Source organism: Hydrogenophaga sp., assembly GCF_019264445.1.
In the GTDB taxonomy this organism is placed as follows: Bacteria; Pseudomonadota; Gammaproteobacteria; order Burkholderiales; family Burkholderiaceae_C; genus Hydrogenophaga.
This window is the reverse complement of the sequence record NZ_JAHVAB010000059.1, coordinates 1-13789: the sequence shown is the minus strand read 5'-3', so window position 1 is coordinate 13789 and position 13789 is coordinate 1. Positions and strand designations below refer to the sequence as shown.

Here is a 13789-nt window from a genome sequence, read left to right as displayed (position 1 = left end):
CTCTGCCGAGTCCTTTCATGAACCCTGTTGTGCCCTCTTTCCCGCGCCGCCGCGGCGCCACCTGCCATGGCTGATCACGTCCAAACCGTTGTCATTGGCGCCGGTGTGGTGGGACTGGCGATCGCGCGCGAACTCGCGCCCCACGGCCCGCTGCTCGTGCTGGAGCGCGAAGACGCCATCGGCACCGGCACCTCGTCGCGCAACAGCGAAGTCATTCATGCCGGCATGTACTACGCGGCGGGCACGCTCAAGGCGCGCAGCTGTGTGCAGGGACGGCGCCAGCTGTACGACTACTGCGTCGAGCACGGCGTGGCGCACCGCCGCACGGGCAAGCTCATCGTGGCCACCGAAGCCGCGCAGCTGCCCGCGCTCAAGACCATTGCCGAGCGCGCGCACGCCAACGGCCTGACCACGCCCGACGACGCCCTGCAGTGGCTGGACGCTGCGCAGGTGCAGGCGATGGAGCCCGCCCTGCGCTGCGTGGGCGCGCTGTGGTCGCCGTCCACCGGCGTCGTCGACACGCACGCGCTCATGCTGTCGCTGCAGGGCGAGGCCGAAGCGCAGGGCGCCGCCCTGGCGCCCTGCACCGAGTTCGTGGGCGCCGAGCGCGTGGGCCCGCACTGGCGGGTGCGCACGCGCGGCAGCGACGGCGAAGCGTTCGAGGTGGACTGCACCTGGCTCGTGAACGCCGCGGGCCTGCAGGCGCAGCACGTGGCCGCGCGCATCGAAGGCCTGGACGCCGCGCACATTCCGCCCGCGCTGTGGCTCAAGGGCAGCTACTTCTCGCTCAGTGGTTGCCGCGCGCCTTTCAGCCGGCTGATCTACCCCGTGCCCTCTGGCGGTGGGCTGGGCGTGCACCTCACGCTGGACATGGGTGGCCAGGCGCGCTTTGGCCCCGACACCGAAGCGCTCGACCCCGCGCTGGCCGCACACGACCAGCCCGACTACCGCGTGGACCCGCAGCGCGCCGACGCCTTCTACGACGCCATCCGCCGCTACTGGCCCGAGCTGCCCGACGGCGCGCTGCAACCCGCGTACAGCGGCATCCGGCCCAAGCTGGCGCAAGGCGGGCCGGGGCTGGACGCCAACGACTTCGAGGTGAGCGGCCCGCCGCGCCATGGCCTGCCGGGTCTGGTGCAGCTGTTCGGCATCGAGAGCCCGGGTATCACGGCCAGCCTCGCGCTGGCCAGCGAGGTGGCGCAAGTGCTCGCGGGCGACCGCGCCACCGGGTCGTGACCATGCGCATCGAACACCTCCGCGAGCGCCTGCAGGCCCTGGGCGCCAACCCGCGCCACGCGCAGCGCGTGCTGCGGCTGTGGTCGCAGGCGCTGCCGCAAACGAGCGGGCGGCGCGAGGTGTCGCACTTTCTGCCGGCCACGCTGGTGGCCGCGCTGCCGGCCTTGAGCGACGAGCTCGCGGGCCTGGCGCGCCTGGTGTCCGAGCACCCCGGTGACGACGGTTCGGCGCGCCTGCTGGTGGCGCTGGCCGATGGGCAGACGGTGGAGAGCGTGCTGCTGCCGCGCGACGGCCTGTGCGTGTCCACGCAAGTGGGCTGCGCGGTGGGCTGCGTGTTCTGCATGACGGGGCAGGGCGGTCTGGTGCGGCAGGTGGGCAGCGCCGAGATCGTGGCGCAGGTGGCGCTGGCGCGCACGCGGCGCGTGGTGAAGAAGGTGGTGTTCATGGGCATGGGCGAGCCCGCGCACAACCTGGACAACGTGATGGAGGCCATCGACCTGCTGGGCACGGTGGGCAACATCGGCCACAAGAACCTGGTGTTCTCCACCGTGGGCGATCCGCGCGTGTTCGAGGCCTTGCCGCAGGGCCGCGTCAAGCCGGCGCTGGCGCTCTCGTTGCACACCACCCGGGCCGACCTGCGCGAACAGCTGCTGCCGCGTGCGCCGCGCATGACACCCGAAGAACTCGTGGACGCGGGCGAGCGCTATGCGCGCGCCACCGACTACCCCATTCAGTACCAGTGGACGCTGCTCGAAGGCATCAACGATGGCGACGACGAGATCGAGGGCCTCGTGCGCCTGCTGCACGGCAAGTACGCCATCCTCAACATGATTCCGTACAACACCGTGGACGAGCTGCCGTACCGCCGCCCGAGCGGCGAGCGCGCCGCCGACATCGCGCGCCGCCTGCACCGGCGCGGCATCCTCACCAAGTTGCGCCAGTCCGCCGGGCAGGACGTGGACGGCGGCTGCGGCCAGCTGCGCGCGCGGGCCGAGAAGCCGGCGCGGCGCGTGATCGCGCTGCGGTCGACCCCGGCGGGCCACTGACGCGCCAGGCCCTCAGCGCCCCGCCAACACCACATGCAGGCCATGCCCCTCGCGCGTGGCCAGCATGCGGTGAAGCTGCTCGCGCCAGGCGCAAGGCGAGAAGCCACGGGCGCGCGCGGGCCGCACGCCGCTGTCGTCGTCCAGCACCATCAGCTGTGGCCAGCGCGCGAGGCACTCCAGCGCGTCGAGCCGACCGCCGGTGATGGCGATGACGCCTTCGTCGGCAGCATGACTGGCGATGCGCGTGCCGCTGCAGACGCTGGCGCACACCAGGCGCCATACGGTGTCACGGCGGTGGGGCGGCAACAGCAGCTCGGCCATGCGCACCCAATCCGATGCGCCGAAGTCGCGCGCGCCGTGGCCACCGGGCAGCGGCTGGCCGCACAGAGCGACGAGGAGACGCTCGTGCGTGGCCGGATGCGGTGCGACCACCATGAGGTGGCGCGTGAAGCGCGGATCGTCGACGCCCGAGGCCTGCGCGTCGTGCTGGTTGAGCAGTTGCCATGACAACAGCGCGAGCAGCACCCGCACCCGGCCTTCGCCCGCGCGCAGGGGCACCGTCAGCGCCCCGGGTGGCGGCGCCCGGCCGATGCCCAGCTCGTGTGCCACGATGACGCCCAGCAGGGCGCGCCGTTGCGCGGGCGAGAAGTTCAGGCCGGCACGCGCTTGCACCGGGGCACGGCCGAACCACCAACGCAGCAGTTCTGCCGTCGCCGGCGTGGCGCGCTGGAGCACCTCGGCCGTGCCCGCCTCCAGACCGGTGCACAGGTCTTTGATCGAAATGGTCATGCTGCCCTCCCTGGGCGGGGTCCGGTCATGAGCGCCGGCCCTTGGTTGATGAATTCAATCAATTCGTGAATTCATCGTACAACATGACGTTGACGCACTGTGGCGCCGAAAACTAGCGTTCGGTGCATGGAACACAAGCTCGAATTCGCCCAACGCCTGCGCCACGCCATGGAGGCGGCCGGCCTGGAGCCGCGGCCCGGTGTGCTGCTGAACGTGTTCAACGCCCACTACTGGGGGCGCTCGGTGTCGTTCCAGGCGGCTTCGCGCTGGCTGCGGGGCGAGGCCATTCCCGCGCAGGACAAATTGCTGGTGCTCGCCGAAGTGCTGAAGGTGGAGCCGGAGGTGCTGCGCTTTGGGCAGGCCGTGCGCCACCGCGTGGAGGAGCACCGCCAGCGCTGGGACGCCGGTGCGGGGTATCAGGAGCGCGAGGTGTTTGACGCGTTCCTGAGCCTGCCCGCGCCGCAGCGCAAGCTGGTGCGCGAGATCGTCATGGCGCTGGCGCAGGTGCACGCCAAACCCAAGGGCTGAGGCGTTCGGCGCGCTCAGTGCAGCGTCAGCGGCCTCGACGTGGTCTTGACGCGCACCACCGCCGCGCGCGGCTCGTAGGGCGCGGGTGAAGCGCCGCAGATGTGGGCGGCGATGGCGCGGGCTTGCCGGCCAATGGGTTCGATGAAGCGGCTGGGCTGGCCGTCGATGGCGATGCAATCGCCCATGGCGTGGATGCGGTCGTTGCTGGTGCGCAGCGTGGCGGCGTCCACCGCAATGCCGTTGTGCCACGCCAGCTGTGCGCTTTCTGCCAGGCGCGGCGGCGTCTGCAGGCCGGTGGCGGCAATCACCTGGTCGGCCGCGAAGCGCTGGCCGCAGGTGGTGGTGAGGCGGTAGCGGCCCGCCACCTGTTCGAGCTGCGCCACCTGCACGCCGCCCACGAAGCGGATCGCGAGGTCTTTCCAGGCGTCCAGCAGCGGCGCACCGGCCTGCTCGGCGGGCCAGCGCGCTAGGGGCGCGGCCTGCACGTCGAGCAACGTGATGCGGTGGCCACCGAGTGCGAGGTCGTTGGCGAGCTCGCTGCCGATGAGGCCCGCGCCGACGATGACCACGTCTCTGGGCGAGTCGCCCAGCGCGGCGCGCAGGCGCTGGTACGCGCCCAGGTGGTTGATGCGCCAGCACAGTTCAGCGGGCAGCGCGGGTGGCAAGGCCGCCTGCGCGCCGTGCGCGAGCACCAGCCGGTCGTATTTCAGCGTGCCGCGCGTGGTGCGCAGCGTGCGCGTGTCGGTGCAGATGCGCACGGCCTGCGTGTGGGCGAGCAGGCGCACGCGCAGGCGAGCGGCAGCGTCGGTGCCGCGTTCGCGGGCGAGCGATTCGGGCGCCAGGCCGCGCGCCATCGCGATCGACAACATGGGCTTGTCGTACACGTCGCCGGCGCAGTTGGTCACCACGGTGATGGGCAGGTGCGCGTCGAGCGCGCGCAGGGCTTCGGCCATCTGCCAGCCTGCTCGGCCCGCGCCCACGATCACCACGCCGGCTGCGCCGCGTGCGGCCACCGGCGCGCTGTGGGTGATGCCGGCGCGCAAGGCGTCGAGCGAGGGCGGGGTGTAGGGCGAGAAGTCGGCCTTGGTCACGCCGCACAGCGGGCAGGCCCAGTCGTCGGGAATGTCGGCGTAGCGCGTGCCGGGGGGCAGGCCGCCGTCGGGGTCGCCGTCGGCCTCGTTGTAGATGTAGCCACAGGCGTCGCAGATGTATTGCTGGTACGGGGCGAGCGCCGCCTCGGCCACGTCTGGCGAAGGCTTCGACAGGCTCAGCCCGAACGGCGGGGTGGGCTGGGGTTCGGCAAGAAAGGTGTTCATGCGGGCATCACCTCGGCCGACAGCCGCGCGATTTCCTTGCGCAGGTGCTTGATGGCGGGCGTGACGATGGCCACAAAGTGCGACTCGCGCACGCGGCGCTGCACGTCCGAGCTCATGAGGTAGCCGCGCGCGCCCTGGTGCAGCAGCGCCGACTGCGCGGCACGCAGGCTCAGCTCGGCGCCGTGGGCGCGCGCGTCGAGCACGTCGATGAAGAACTCCACCGAGGTGTTGAAGGGCGTCTGGGCCAGCGTCATCACGCGCTCGGTGAGCGCGTCGAGCTCGGCTTGCAGGGCATCGGGCCGGTCTTCCAGAAACTGGTTCACGTGGCCCAGTTGCGCCTCCACCGCCCACATGGAATCGATGGCGCCTTGCGTCACGCCCACGGCCATGCCGCACTGGAGCATGACGAAGGCGGCGCGGATGCGCGCAATGAACGGCTTGGCCGGCTCGGCCATGAGCTCGCCCGCGCCGATGAACACGTCCTTGAGGCGCAGGGCGTAGGTGCCCGTGCCCTCCATGGCCGAGAAGCTGGGGCACTCGCGCAGCTCCACGCCGGGCGCGTCGCAGCGCAGCAGGAACATGGCTTCGCGGCCCAGCGGTTGCCCGTCTGCGTCCACCACGGCGGCGAGGGCGCCGCAGGCGTGGCCCGGGCCGAGGTTGCTCACCCAGGGCAGGCTGCCGCTCACGAGGTAGCCGCCTTCCACGGGCGTGGCCTTGAGCAGCAGGCTTTCGATCTGCGCGTAGCTCTTCATGGGGTTGGACATGGCCGTGCCGCCCAGCGACACGCCGCTGGCCAGGGCCTTCAGCGCATCGCCACCGAGCGCGGGGTTGCCGCTGGCCTGCATGTACAGGCCACACACCAGCTGGCACCACACCATGAACCCGGTGGCGCCGCACACGCGCGAGACCTCGGCCATGGCGCGGATCGCCAGGCCGTAGTCGGCCCGGCCCGCGGGTGCGTCCAGGTGCGCGCTGAACGCGCCCAGCGCGCCCAGCTGTTGCAGCACCTCGCGCGGGTACACGCCGTCGCGGTCGCAGGCTTCCACCACGGCGGCCAGCGGACCTTGCGCCACGGCGCGCACGGCAGCGATCAGCTCGTCGGCCGATGTTTCGTGGGTCAGCTCGCGGGGCAGGTCGTTCGGGTTCATGCAGGCTCCAAGGTGGGTGAGCCCTTCGACAGGCTCAGGGCGAACGAGGAAGGGCTCAGGCCAGCGCGATCTCGAAAGGAATCGGGTTGCGCATGCTGTTGGCCACGGGCGAATAGAAGTTGGCGTGCTGCACGATTTCGTCGAGCACCTCGCGCGTCGCATCGCCTTCCACCAGCACCTTCACGCGGATCGCCTGAAAGCCCATCTCGGGCGGCGTTTTCTCCAGCGCGCCACCAGCGCCCCACGCGGCGGGGTTGCCGATGTCGCCTTCCAGAAACACCTCGAGCTTGCTCAGCTTCACGCCCTTCCAGGTCGCCACCGCCGTGATGCCCACCGCCAGGCAGCCGCCCAGCCCGGAGAGCACGATCTCGCCTGGCGCCGGCGCGGTGTCTTCACCGAACAGGTGCAGGGGCTCGTCCACCACCACCGGCGCGTGCTGGCCCACATACGACAGCGAGCGGTACTGGCCCTCCATCACGGTGTGGACCTTGTTGGTGCCGCGGCTGGCCGGGTTGGCTTTGCCTTTGGCGGCAAAGGCAGCCAGGCCGGTGCCATCGATCGGGCGCAGGTAGGCCTTCACGGTGGTCACGGGGGCGGTGGGTTCGAGGGTGTCGGTGGCGGACATGGGGTCTCCAGGGTGTTGAACGGGAAAGGGCGTGGGGCCGGGCTCAGGCAGCGAGTGCCAGCGCGGGTTTCTTGGTGGACTTGGCCACGGGCAGGCCGGTCTCGATGGGCAGGCTGTCGTCGCGCGACCACTCGTTCCAAGAGCCGAAGTACATGCGCACGTCGCTGAAGCCGGCCTGCTTGAGCGCGAGGAAAGTGTTGGACGCGCGCGCGCCCTTGAAGCAGTAGAGGTACACGGTGTCGTCGGGCGCGATGCCGGCGGTGGCGCACTCGGCCTTCACTTCGTCGGGCGTCTTGAACACCGGGCCTTGGGCCGACGGTTTCATGAAGCGGTACCACTCCACCCACTTCGCGCCGGGCAGGCGGCCTTTGCGCGGGGCGAAGTCTTTGCCGTAGGGCGAGGAGCTGTCGCCGATCCACTCGTCCACGTCGCGCACGTCCAGCAGCACGGTGTCGGTGCCCAGCGCGGCCTGCACGTCGGCCTGGGTGAGCATCACGTCGGCGGTGGGCAGCTCGGGGAAGGTGGCGGGCGTGGGCGTGACCGCTTCGGTGGACACGGGCAGGCCCGAAGCCTTCCACGCGCTGAAGCCGCCGTTGAGCACCTTGATCTTGGGGTAGCCCAGCCAGGTCAGCAGGTAGTAGCCACGGCACGACTGGCCGTAGCCGCTGTTCATCGCGTCTTCGTAAAACACGGCCGTTTCCTTGCCTGAGAGGCCGGCGGCGCCGAGTGCGCTGGCAAAGGTCGCCTTGAGCGCCTCCAGCCCTTCGGGTGTGGAAGTGGCCAGATACGTGAACACCTCGCGCAGGTTCACGGCACCGGGAATGTGACCGGCGGCAAAGGTGTCCGCATCGCGCGTGTCGATGACGACCACGGATTCGGACGACTGCAGGGCAGCAAGCTGTGCGGGGGCGATCAGGGTGGCTTCAATGCTCATGGAGACCTCGCGGAAGTGGCGGAAGGCGGGATTGCCTGAGGTCTCTACCGCAACCTGCGTGCCAGGTGGCTGGTATCGCCTTGCAAACCTTTAAAGGCGTTGTTTCTATTGACGAAATTGCTATTAAGTAGATAGCAAAACATCGGACTCAGCGGTGCTGGAGACGCTCTGCACTTCGCAATGTGTCGACACTTTGTCAACACATTGGCCGCTTGCTCAGCGCAGCCCGGCCTTGCGCAGGCGGTAGGCGAATTGCCGCAGTGTGAGCCCCAGGCTCTGCGCCGCGCGCGACTGGTTGCCCTGGTGCTGCGCCAAGGCGTTCTGCAGCGACTGCGCACTGTGCGATTGCGCGCTCTGGTAGCCGCGCACCAGCGCACCCGCGTCGGCGGGCGCTGGTGCGTGGTGGCCCAGTGCCGCGTTGGGCGCTTGCGTGGCCTGCGGCATGAACCGCTCCAGCGTGGCCGCGGTCACCAGCGTGTGGTCGGCCAGCAGCACCAGCCGCTCGATCAGGTTGCCCAGCTCGCGGATGTTGCCGGGCCAGTCGTGCGCCTGCAGGCGCGCCAGCGCGTCGGGGGCGAGGTTCACGTTGCGCTGGTGCGTCTGGTTGGCGCGGTTCACGAAATGCAGCGCCAGCGCGCGGATGTCTTCACCGCGCTCGCGCAGGCTGGGCAGGCGGATCGGGATCACGTTGAGGCGGTAATAAAGGTCCTGGCGGAAGCGCCCGGCCTGCACCTCTTGCGCCAGGTCGCGGTTGGTGGCGGCCACCAAGCGCACGTTCACCTTCACCTCGCGCGTGCCGCCCAGGCGCACCAGCGTGCCTTCCTGCAGCGTGCGCAGCAGCTTGCTTTGCATGGCCAGCGGCAGCTCGCCGATCTCGTCCAGAAAGATGGTGCCGCCGTTGGCCTGCTCAAACCAGCCGGCGCGCGCGGAGTGTGCCCCGGTGAAGGCGCCGCGCTCGTAGCCGAACAGCTCGGACTCGAACAGCGTGTCAGGAATCGCCGAGCAGTTGACCTTGATGAACGGCTGGTCGTGCCGGCCGCTGGCCAGGTGCACCGCGCGCGCAAACAGCTCCTTGCCCGTGCCCGACTCGCCCAACAGCAGCACCGTGGCCTGCGACTGCGACACGCGCTCCAGCTCGCCCAGCGCCTGCAGCAGCGCGGGCGATTGGCCAATGAGCCCGTAGCGTGCGCTGGCGGTCTCCAGCGCGCGGGCCAGCGCGGCGTTGCGCGCGACCAGCTGGCGCGTCTGGTCAGCCACCAGTTGCTCCAGCTGCAGCAGCTGGCCCGAGAGCGTGGCCAGGATGCGCAGCACGGCCAGGTCGTCGTTGAGGTGGCGCTGGCGGCTGCGGATGCGGTGGCAAGCCAGCACCCCGATGGTGGCGCCGTTGACGTCGATCGGCAGCGCGATGAACGACACCGTTTGCGGCGGCAGCCGGTCGCGCGGCACGGTGCGAAACAGAAACAGCGGCTCGGCGTCCACGTCTTGCACGATGGCGGGCAGCCCCGTGGCCAGCACGCGCCCGGTGATGCCTTCGCCCCACTTGAAAATGCCGCGCTGCACCTCTTCGGCCGTGAGGCCATAGGCGTGGCGCACCGCCGCCGTGCGCTCGCCGCCATCGCGCACCTCACCGGCAATCACCATACGGCCCCGGTTCAGGCCGAGCAGCTCGCTCATCAGGTGCAGCATTTCGCGCAGCACAAAGGCTGGCGCCAGGCTGCGGCCCACCAGCTTCATCACCTCGCGCATGAGCAGCAGCTCCTGGGCGTGCCAGTCGGTGCCGTGGGCGTCGGGGTCGGAGCGGTGGGACATGTGTTTCGGGCAAGCAAACATCACACCAGCGCCATGCCCGGCGCGCTGCCGGGCTAAAATCGCCGCTTCTCAAGGAGCGTTGCAGCGCCGGCGGGCTTTTACAGCCCCCACCGTGCGTCAGGCTTGAGTGGGCGCGAACAGGCCCAAACGGCGCTCACCGGTCTGTTTTTCGCAAACTGCCTTGGTGAGTCCCATGTCCGATACCGCTTCCCCGTCGTCCGTCCACGTTCCGCCCATGCTGCTCTCCGGCCTGGAGCCCCTGCGCGTGGACACCGGCAGCCTGTTCGTCAACGTGGGCGAGCGCACCAACGTCACTGGCTCCAAGGCCTTCGCCCGCATGATCCTGGAGGGGCGCTTCGAAGACGCGCTGGCCGTGGCGCGCCAGCAGGTGGAAAACGGCGCGCAGATCATCGACGTCAACATGGACGAGGCCATGCTCGACAGCAAGGCCGCCATGGTGCGCTTCCTCAACCTGATCGCGGGCGAGCCCGACATTGCGCGCGTGCCGGTGATGGTGGACAGCTCCAAGTGGGACGTGATCGAGGCCGGGCTGCGCTGCGTGCAGGGCAAGGGCGTCGTCAACTCCATTTCCATGAAGGAAGGCCTGGACGAATTCAAGCGCCAGGCGCGGCTCGTCAAACGCTACGGCGCGGCGGCCGTGGTGATGGCCTTCGATGAAAAGGGCCAGGCCGACACCTACGAACGCAAGGTCGAGATCTGCGAGCGCGCGTACCGCGTGCTGGTGGACGAGGTGGGCTTCCCGCCCGAAGACATCATCTTCGACCCCAACATCTTCGCGATTGCCACCGGCATCGAGGAGCACAACAACTACGCGGTGGACTTCATCAACGCCACGCGCTGGATCAAGCAGAACCTGCCCGGCGCCAAGGTGAGCGGCGGCGTGTCCAACGTGTCGTTCAGCTTCCGCGGCAACGACCCGGTGCGCGAGGCCATTCACACCGTGTTCCTGTACCACGCCATCCAGGCGGGCATGGACATGGGCATCGTCAACGCCGGCATGGTGGGCGTGTACGACGAGCTGGAGCCCGAGCTGCGCGAGCGGGTGGAAGACGTGGTGCTCAACCGCAGGCCCGATGCCGGCGAGCGCCTGGTGGAAGTGGCCGAGAACGCCAAGGGCTCGGCCAAGGACGACACCAAGAAGAACGAGTGGCGCGCGCTGCCGATCCGCGAGCGCTTGTCGCACGCGCTGGTGCGCGGCATCAACGACCACATCACCCAAGACACGGAAGAAATGTGGCGCGAGATCGAGGCCGGTGGCGGCCGTCCGCTGCACGTGATCGAAGGCCCGCTCATGGACGGCATGAACGTGGTGGGCGACCTGTTTGGCCAGGGCAAGATGTTCCTGCCGCAGGTGGTGAAGAGCGCGCGCGTGATGAAGCAGGCCGTGGCCCACCTGCTGCCGTACATCGAAGCCGAAAAGCTGGCGCTGCAAGCGGCCGGCGGCGACGCCAAGCCCAAGGGCAAGATCGTGATCGCCACCGTCAAGGGCGACGTGCACGACATCGGCAAGAACATCGTCACCGTGGTCTTGCAGTGCAACAACTACGAGGTGGTGAATATGGGCGTGATGGTGCCCTGCCACGAGATCCTGGCCATGGCCAAGGCCGAGGGCGCGGACATCGTGGGCCTGTCGGGCCTGATCACGCCCAGCCTGGAAGAAATGCAGTACGTGGCCGGCGAGATGCAGAAGGACGCGCACTTCCGCGAGCGCCGCATTCCGCTGCTGATCGGTGGCGCCACCACCAGCCGCGTGCACACGGCGGTGAAGATCGCGCCGCACTACGAAGGCCCGGTGGTCTATGTGCCCGACGCCTCGCGCAGCGTGAGCGTGGCGCAGGGCCTGCTGTCCGACCAGGCCGCCACCTACATCGCCGAGCTGCGCGCCGACTACGAGAAGGTGCGCACCCAGCACGCCAACAAGAAGCAGGTGCCGCTGTGGCCGCTGGAGAAGGCGCGCGCGAACAAGACACCGATCGACTGGGCCGCCTTCACGCCGGCCAAGCCGAAGTTCATCGGCAAGCGCGTGTTCAAGAACTTCGACCTCCACGAGATCGCGAAGTACATCGACTGGGGCCCGTTCTTCCAGACCTGGGACCTGGCCGGTCCGTTCCCCGAGATCCTGAAAGACGAGATCGTGGGCGAAGAAGCGCGCCGCGTGTTCAGCGATGGCAAGCGCATGCTGCAGCGCCTGATCGAAGGGCGCTGGCTGAGCGCGAGCGCGGTGGTGGGCCTGTACCCGGCCAACAGCGTGCGCGACGACGACATCGAGCTCTACACCGACGAGAGCCGCAGCGAAGTGGCGCTGACCTGGCACGGCCTGCGCCAGCAGACCGAGAAGCACGAGTTCGAAGGCGTGATGCGGCCCAGCCGTTGTCTGTCGGACTTCGTTGCACCCAAGGGCGTGGCCAACGACTACGTGGGCGTGTTCGCCGTCACGGCGGGCCTGGGGGTGGAGAAGAAGGAAAAGCAGTTCATCGACGACCTCGACGACTACTCCGCCATCATGCTCAAGGCCCTGGCCGACCGCATGGCCGAGGCGCTGGCCGAATGCCTGCACCACCGCGTGCGCACCGACCTCTGGGGCTACGCGGCGGACGAAGCGCTGAGCAACGAAGACCTCATCCAGGAAAAGTACCAGGGCATCCGCCCGGCACCGGGCTACCCTGCCTGCCCAGACCACCAGGTCAAGCGCCCCCTGTTCGACCTGCTGCAGTGCGAAGACATCGGCATGGGCCTCACCGAGAGCCTGGCCATGACGCCGGCGGCCAGTGTGAGCGGCTTCTACCTTTCGCATCCGCAGAGCACGTATTTCAACGTCGGCAAGATCGGCGAAGACCAGGTAGACGACCTGGCCGAGCGCAGCGCCGTGGCGCGCAACGAGCTCGAACGCTGGCTCGCGCCGAACCTGTGAGGACGGGCAAGATGAACGCGAAAAAGCCGCGGCCCAACGACGACCTGCTGTGGAAAGCCGCGCTGTTTGCTTTCATCGGCCTGTTCGTGCTGATCGCGCCCCACCGCCTGCAGTCGCCCGAACTGCGGGACATCATTGCGGGCTCCGCAGGCCTGGGCTGGTTGTCGCTCGTGCTGGGGGCCGGGTGCGTGGCGTTGTGGGGATGGCGCGGGTACCAGGACTGGAAGCGGCGGCAAGGCCGCTGATCGTTCACCGCTGACGCGCTGCCGGGCCACACACCGGGAACCTCTTACCGGGAACCTCTTCGCGCGGCAGTGGCTCTGCCTTCGGTACGTCCCTTTTTGCTGCGGACGCTTTGACTATTTCTCCCACATGAACGCACTCAACAACCTGTTCAACCAACCCCGCTTCGGCGTCCTTCTGCTGCGCTGGACGCTGGCCATCCTGATGATCTTTCACGGTTGGGCCAAGGTCACCGGCGGCGTGAGCGGCATCGAAGGCATGCTGGTGGGCAAGGGCCTGCCCGGCCTGCTGGCTTATGGCGTGTACATCGGTGAGCTGGTGGCCCCGCTGCTGCTGCTCGCGGGCGTGTGGGTGGTGCCGGCGGCGCTGATCATCGCCATCAACATGGCCGTGGCTGTGGGCCTGGCGCACATGGGCCACTGGTTCGACATCACCAACACCGGCGGCTGGCGCCTCGAACTGCAGGCCTTCTTCTTCATGACCGCGCTGGTGGTGGCCTTCACCAACCGACTGGGCCCGAACAAAGGGTAAACACCGCAGCGCGGCGACTCGCCAAGGAGGCAGCGACCTCCAGGGACACCAAGGGTCCGGCTCCGCCTGCCCAAGGTGTCGTCCCCCCTCGCAGCGCCGCAGGCGCGCCACAGAGGGGGGAAGCCGCGTCAGCGGCGCAGGGGGGTGACTCCCTCAAACATTCATGATGGAAACGGCGCGGGCGTTCAGGTAGGCCTCCATCGCCTCCGGGCCGCCCTCGGAGCCGTAGCCCGAATCCTTGATGCCGCCGAACGGCATTTCTGCCGACGGCATGGCGGGCATGTTCACCCACAGCATGCCCACCTCGACGCGGCGCGCCAGCAGATCGGCATTTTTCAGCGAGCGGGTGAATGCGTAGCCGGCCAGGCCGTAGGGCAGGCGGTTGGCCTCGGCGATGGCTTCGTCCAGCGTGTTGAAGCTGCGCACCGCGGCCATCGGTCCGAAGGGCTCGTCGTTGAACACGCGCGCGTTCAGCGGCACGTCGGTCAGGATGGTGGGCTGCCAGAAGTTGCCCGCTTCGCCAATGCGCCCACCGCCGGTGGCCAGCGTGGCGCCGCGCTCCACGGCGTCCTGCGTGAACTCGGCCATGGCCGTGACGCGGCGCGGGTTGGCCAGCGGGCCCATCTGCGTGCCCTCGGTCAGGCCGTCGCCC

The 13789-nt window shown here is 69.1% G+C and carries 13 protein-coding genes and 1 riboswitch; of the genes, 6 read left to right on the top strand and 7 right to left on the bottom strand.

Translation table 11 applies throughout. The features are described from left to right. Positions 1–66: 66 nt before the first annotated feature. Together KXJ60_RS11830 and KXJ60_RS11825 are read left to right on the top strand one after the other, a co-directional pair. Positions 67–1236 (top strand): NAD(P)/FAD-dependent oxidoreductase, encoded by a 1170-nt coding sequence (locus KXJ60_RS11830; RefSeq protein ID WP_291127545.1) that lies wholly within the window; start codon positions 67–69, stop codon positions 1234–1236. A gap of 2 nt (positions 1237–1238) precedes the next feature. Further along, positions 1239–2282, top strand: a complete 1044-nt coding sequence (locus KXJ60_RS11825) for an RNA methyltransferase (RefSeq protein WP_291127543.1) — start codon at positions 1239–1241, stop codon at positions 2280–2282. 12 nt (positions 2283–2294) lie between these two features. On the opposite strand, the gene KXJ60_RS11820 is transcribed toward KXJ60_RS11825, so the two are convergent. Next, positions 2295–3071 carry a hypothetical protein gene (locus KXJ60_RS11820; protein WP_291127540.1) on the bottom strand — a complete coding sequence of 259 codons (777 nt, stop codon included), beginning with the start codon at positions 3069–3071 and terminating at the stop codon, positions 2295–2297. A gap of 126 nt (positions 3072–3197) precedes the next feature. On the opposite strand from KXJ60_RS11820, the gene KXJ60_RS11815 reads away from it, so the two are divergent. Further along, positions 3198–3599, top strand: a complete 402-nt coding sequence (locus tag KXJ60_RS11815; protein ID WP_291127537.1) for a transcriptional regulator — start codon at positions 3198–3200, stop codon at positions 3597–3599. A 14-nt stretch (positions 3600–3613) separates the two neighbouring features. Here the strand turns inward: KXJ60_RS11815 and KXJ60_RS11810 are convergent, their stop codons facing one another. The 5 genes from KXJ60_RS11810 to KXJ60_RS11790 all read right to left on the bottom strand — a co-directional run bounded on the left by KXJ60_RS11810 (position 3614) and on the right by KXJ60_RS11790 (position 9431). Next, a complete protein-coding gene (locus tag KXJ60_RS11810; RefSeq protein ID WP_291127533.1) occupies positions 3614–4915 on the bottom strand; it encodes an FAD-dependent oxidoreductase in 1302 nt (433 codons plus the stop codon). Then, a complete protein-coding gene (locus KXJ60_RS11805) occupies positions 4912–6063 on the bottom strand; it encodes an acyl-CoA dehydrogenase family protein (protein WP_291127529.1) in 1152 nt (383 codons plus the stop codon). The genes KXJ60_RS11810 and KXJ60_RS11805 overlap by 4 nt, the downstream gene beginning before the upstream one ends. 55 nt (positions 6064–6118) lie before the next feature. Then, a complete protein-coding gene (locus tag KXJ60_RS11800) occupies positions 6119–6688 on the bottom strand; it encodes an OsmC family protein (protein WP_291127526.1) in 570 nt (189 codons plus the stop codon). Positions 6689–6731: 43 nt separating this feature from the next. After that, positions 6732–7622, bottom strand: coding sequence for a sulfurtransferase (locus tag KXJ60_RS11795; RefSeq protein ID WP_291127523.1), 891 nt, complete (start codon positions 7620–7622; stop codon positions 6732–6734). A 216-nt stretch (positions 7623–7838) separates the two neighbouring features. Further along, positions 7839–9431: a sigma 54-interacting transcriptional regulator gene (locus tag KXJ60_RS11790; RefSeq protein ID WP_291127520.1), complete on the bottom strand. Its 1593-nt coding sequence runs from the start codon at positions 9429–9431 to the stop codon at positions 7839–7841. Between the two features lie 65 nt (positions 9432–9496). Continuing rightward, positions 9497–9594: riboswitch (S-adenosyl-L-homocysteine riboswitch) on the top strand. A 30-nt stretch (positions 9595–9624) separates the two neighbouring features. Between KXJ60_RS11790 and metH the strand changes: the two genes are divergently transcribed. From metH to KXJ60_RS11775, 3 genes are all read left to right on the top strand, one after another. After that, entirely contained in the window at positions 9625–12363 is a 2739-nt protein-coding gene (metH, locus tag KXJ60_RS11785; RefSeq protein WP_291127517.1) for a methionine synthase, read from the top strand. Between the two features lie 11 nt (positions 12364–12374). Then, the gene (locus KXJ60_RS11780) at positions 12375–12608 is read left to right on the top strand and encodes a hypothetical protein (RefSeq protein ID WP_291127514.1); all 234 of its coding nucleotides are present in this window, start codon (positions 12375–12377) and stop codon (positions 12606–12608) included. Between the two features lie 127 nt (positions 12609–12735). Beyond that, positions 12736–13137, top strand: a complete 402-nt coding sequence (locus KXJ60_RS11775) for a DoxX family protein (protein ID WP_291127511.1) — start codon at positions 12736–12738, stop codon at positions 13135–13137. A 153-nt stretch (positions 13138–13290) separates the two neighbouring features. Here the strand turns inward: KXJ60_RS11775 and KXJ60_RS11770 are convergent. Continuing rightward, on the bottom strand, positions 13291–13789 hold a 499-nt coding region (locus KXJ60_RS11770; RefSeq protein ID WP_291127508.1), incomplete at its 5' end, for an aldehyde dehydrogenase family protein.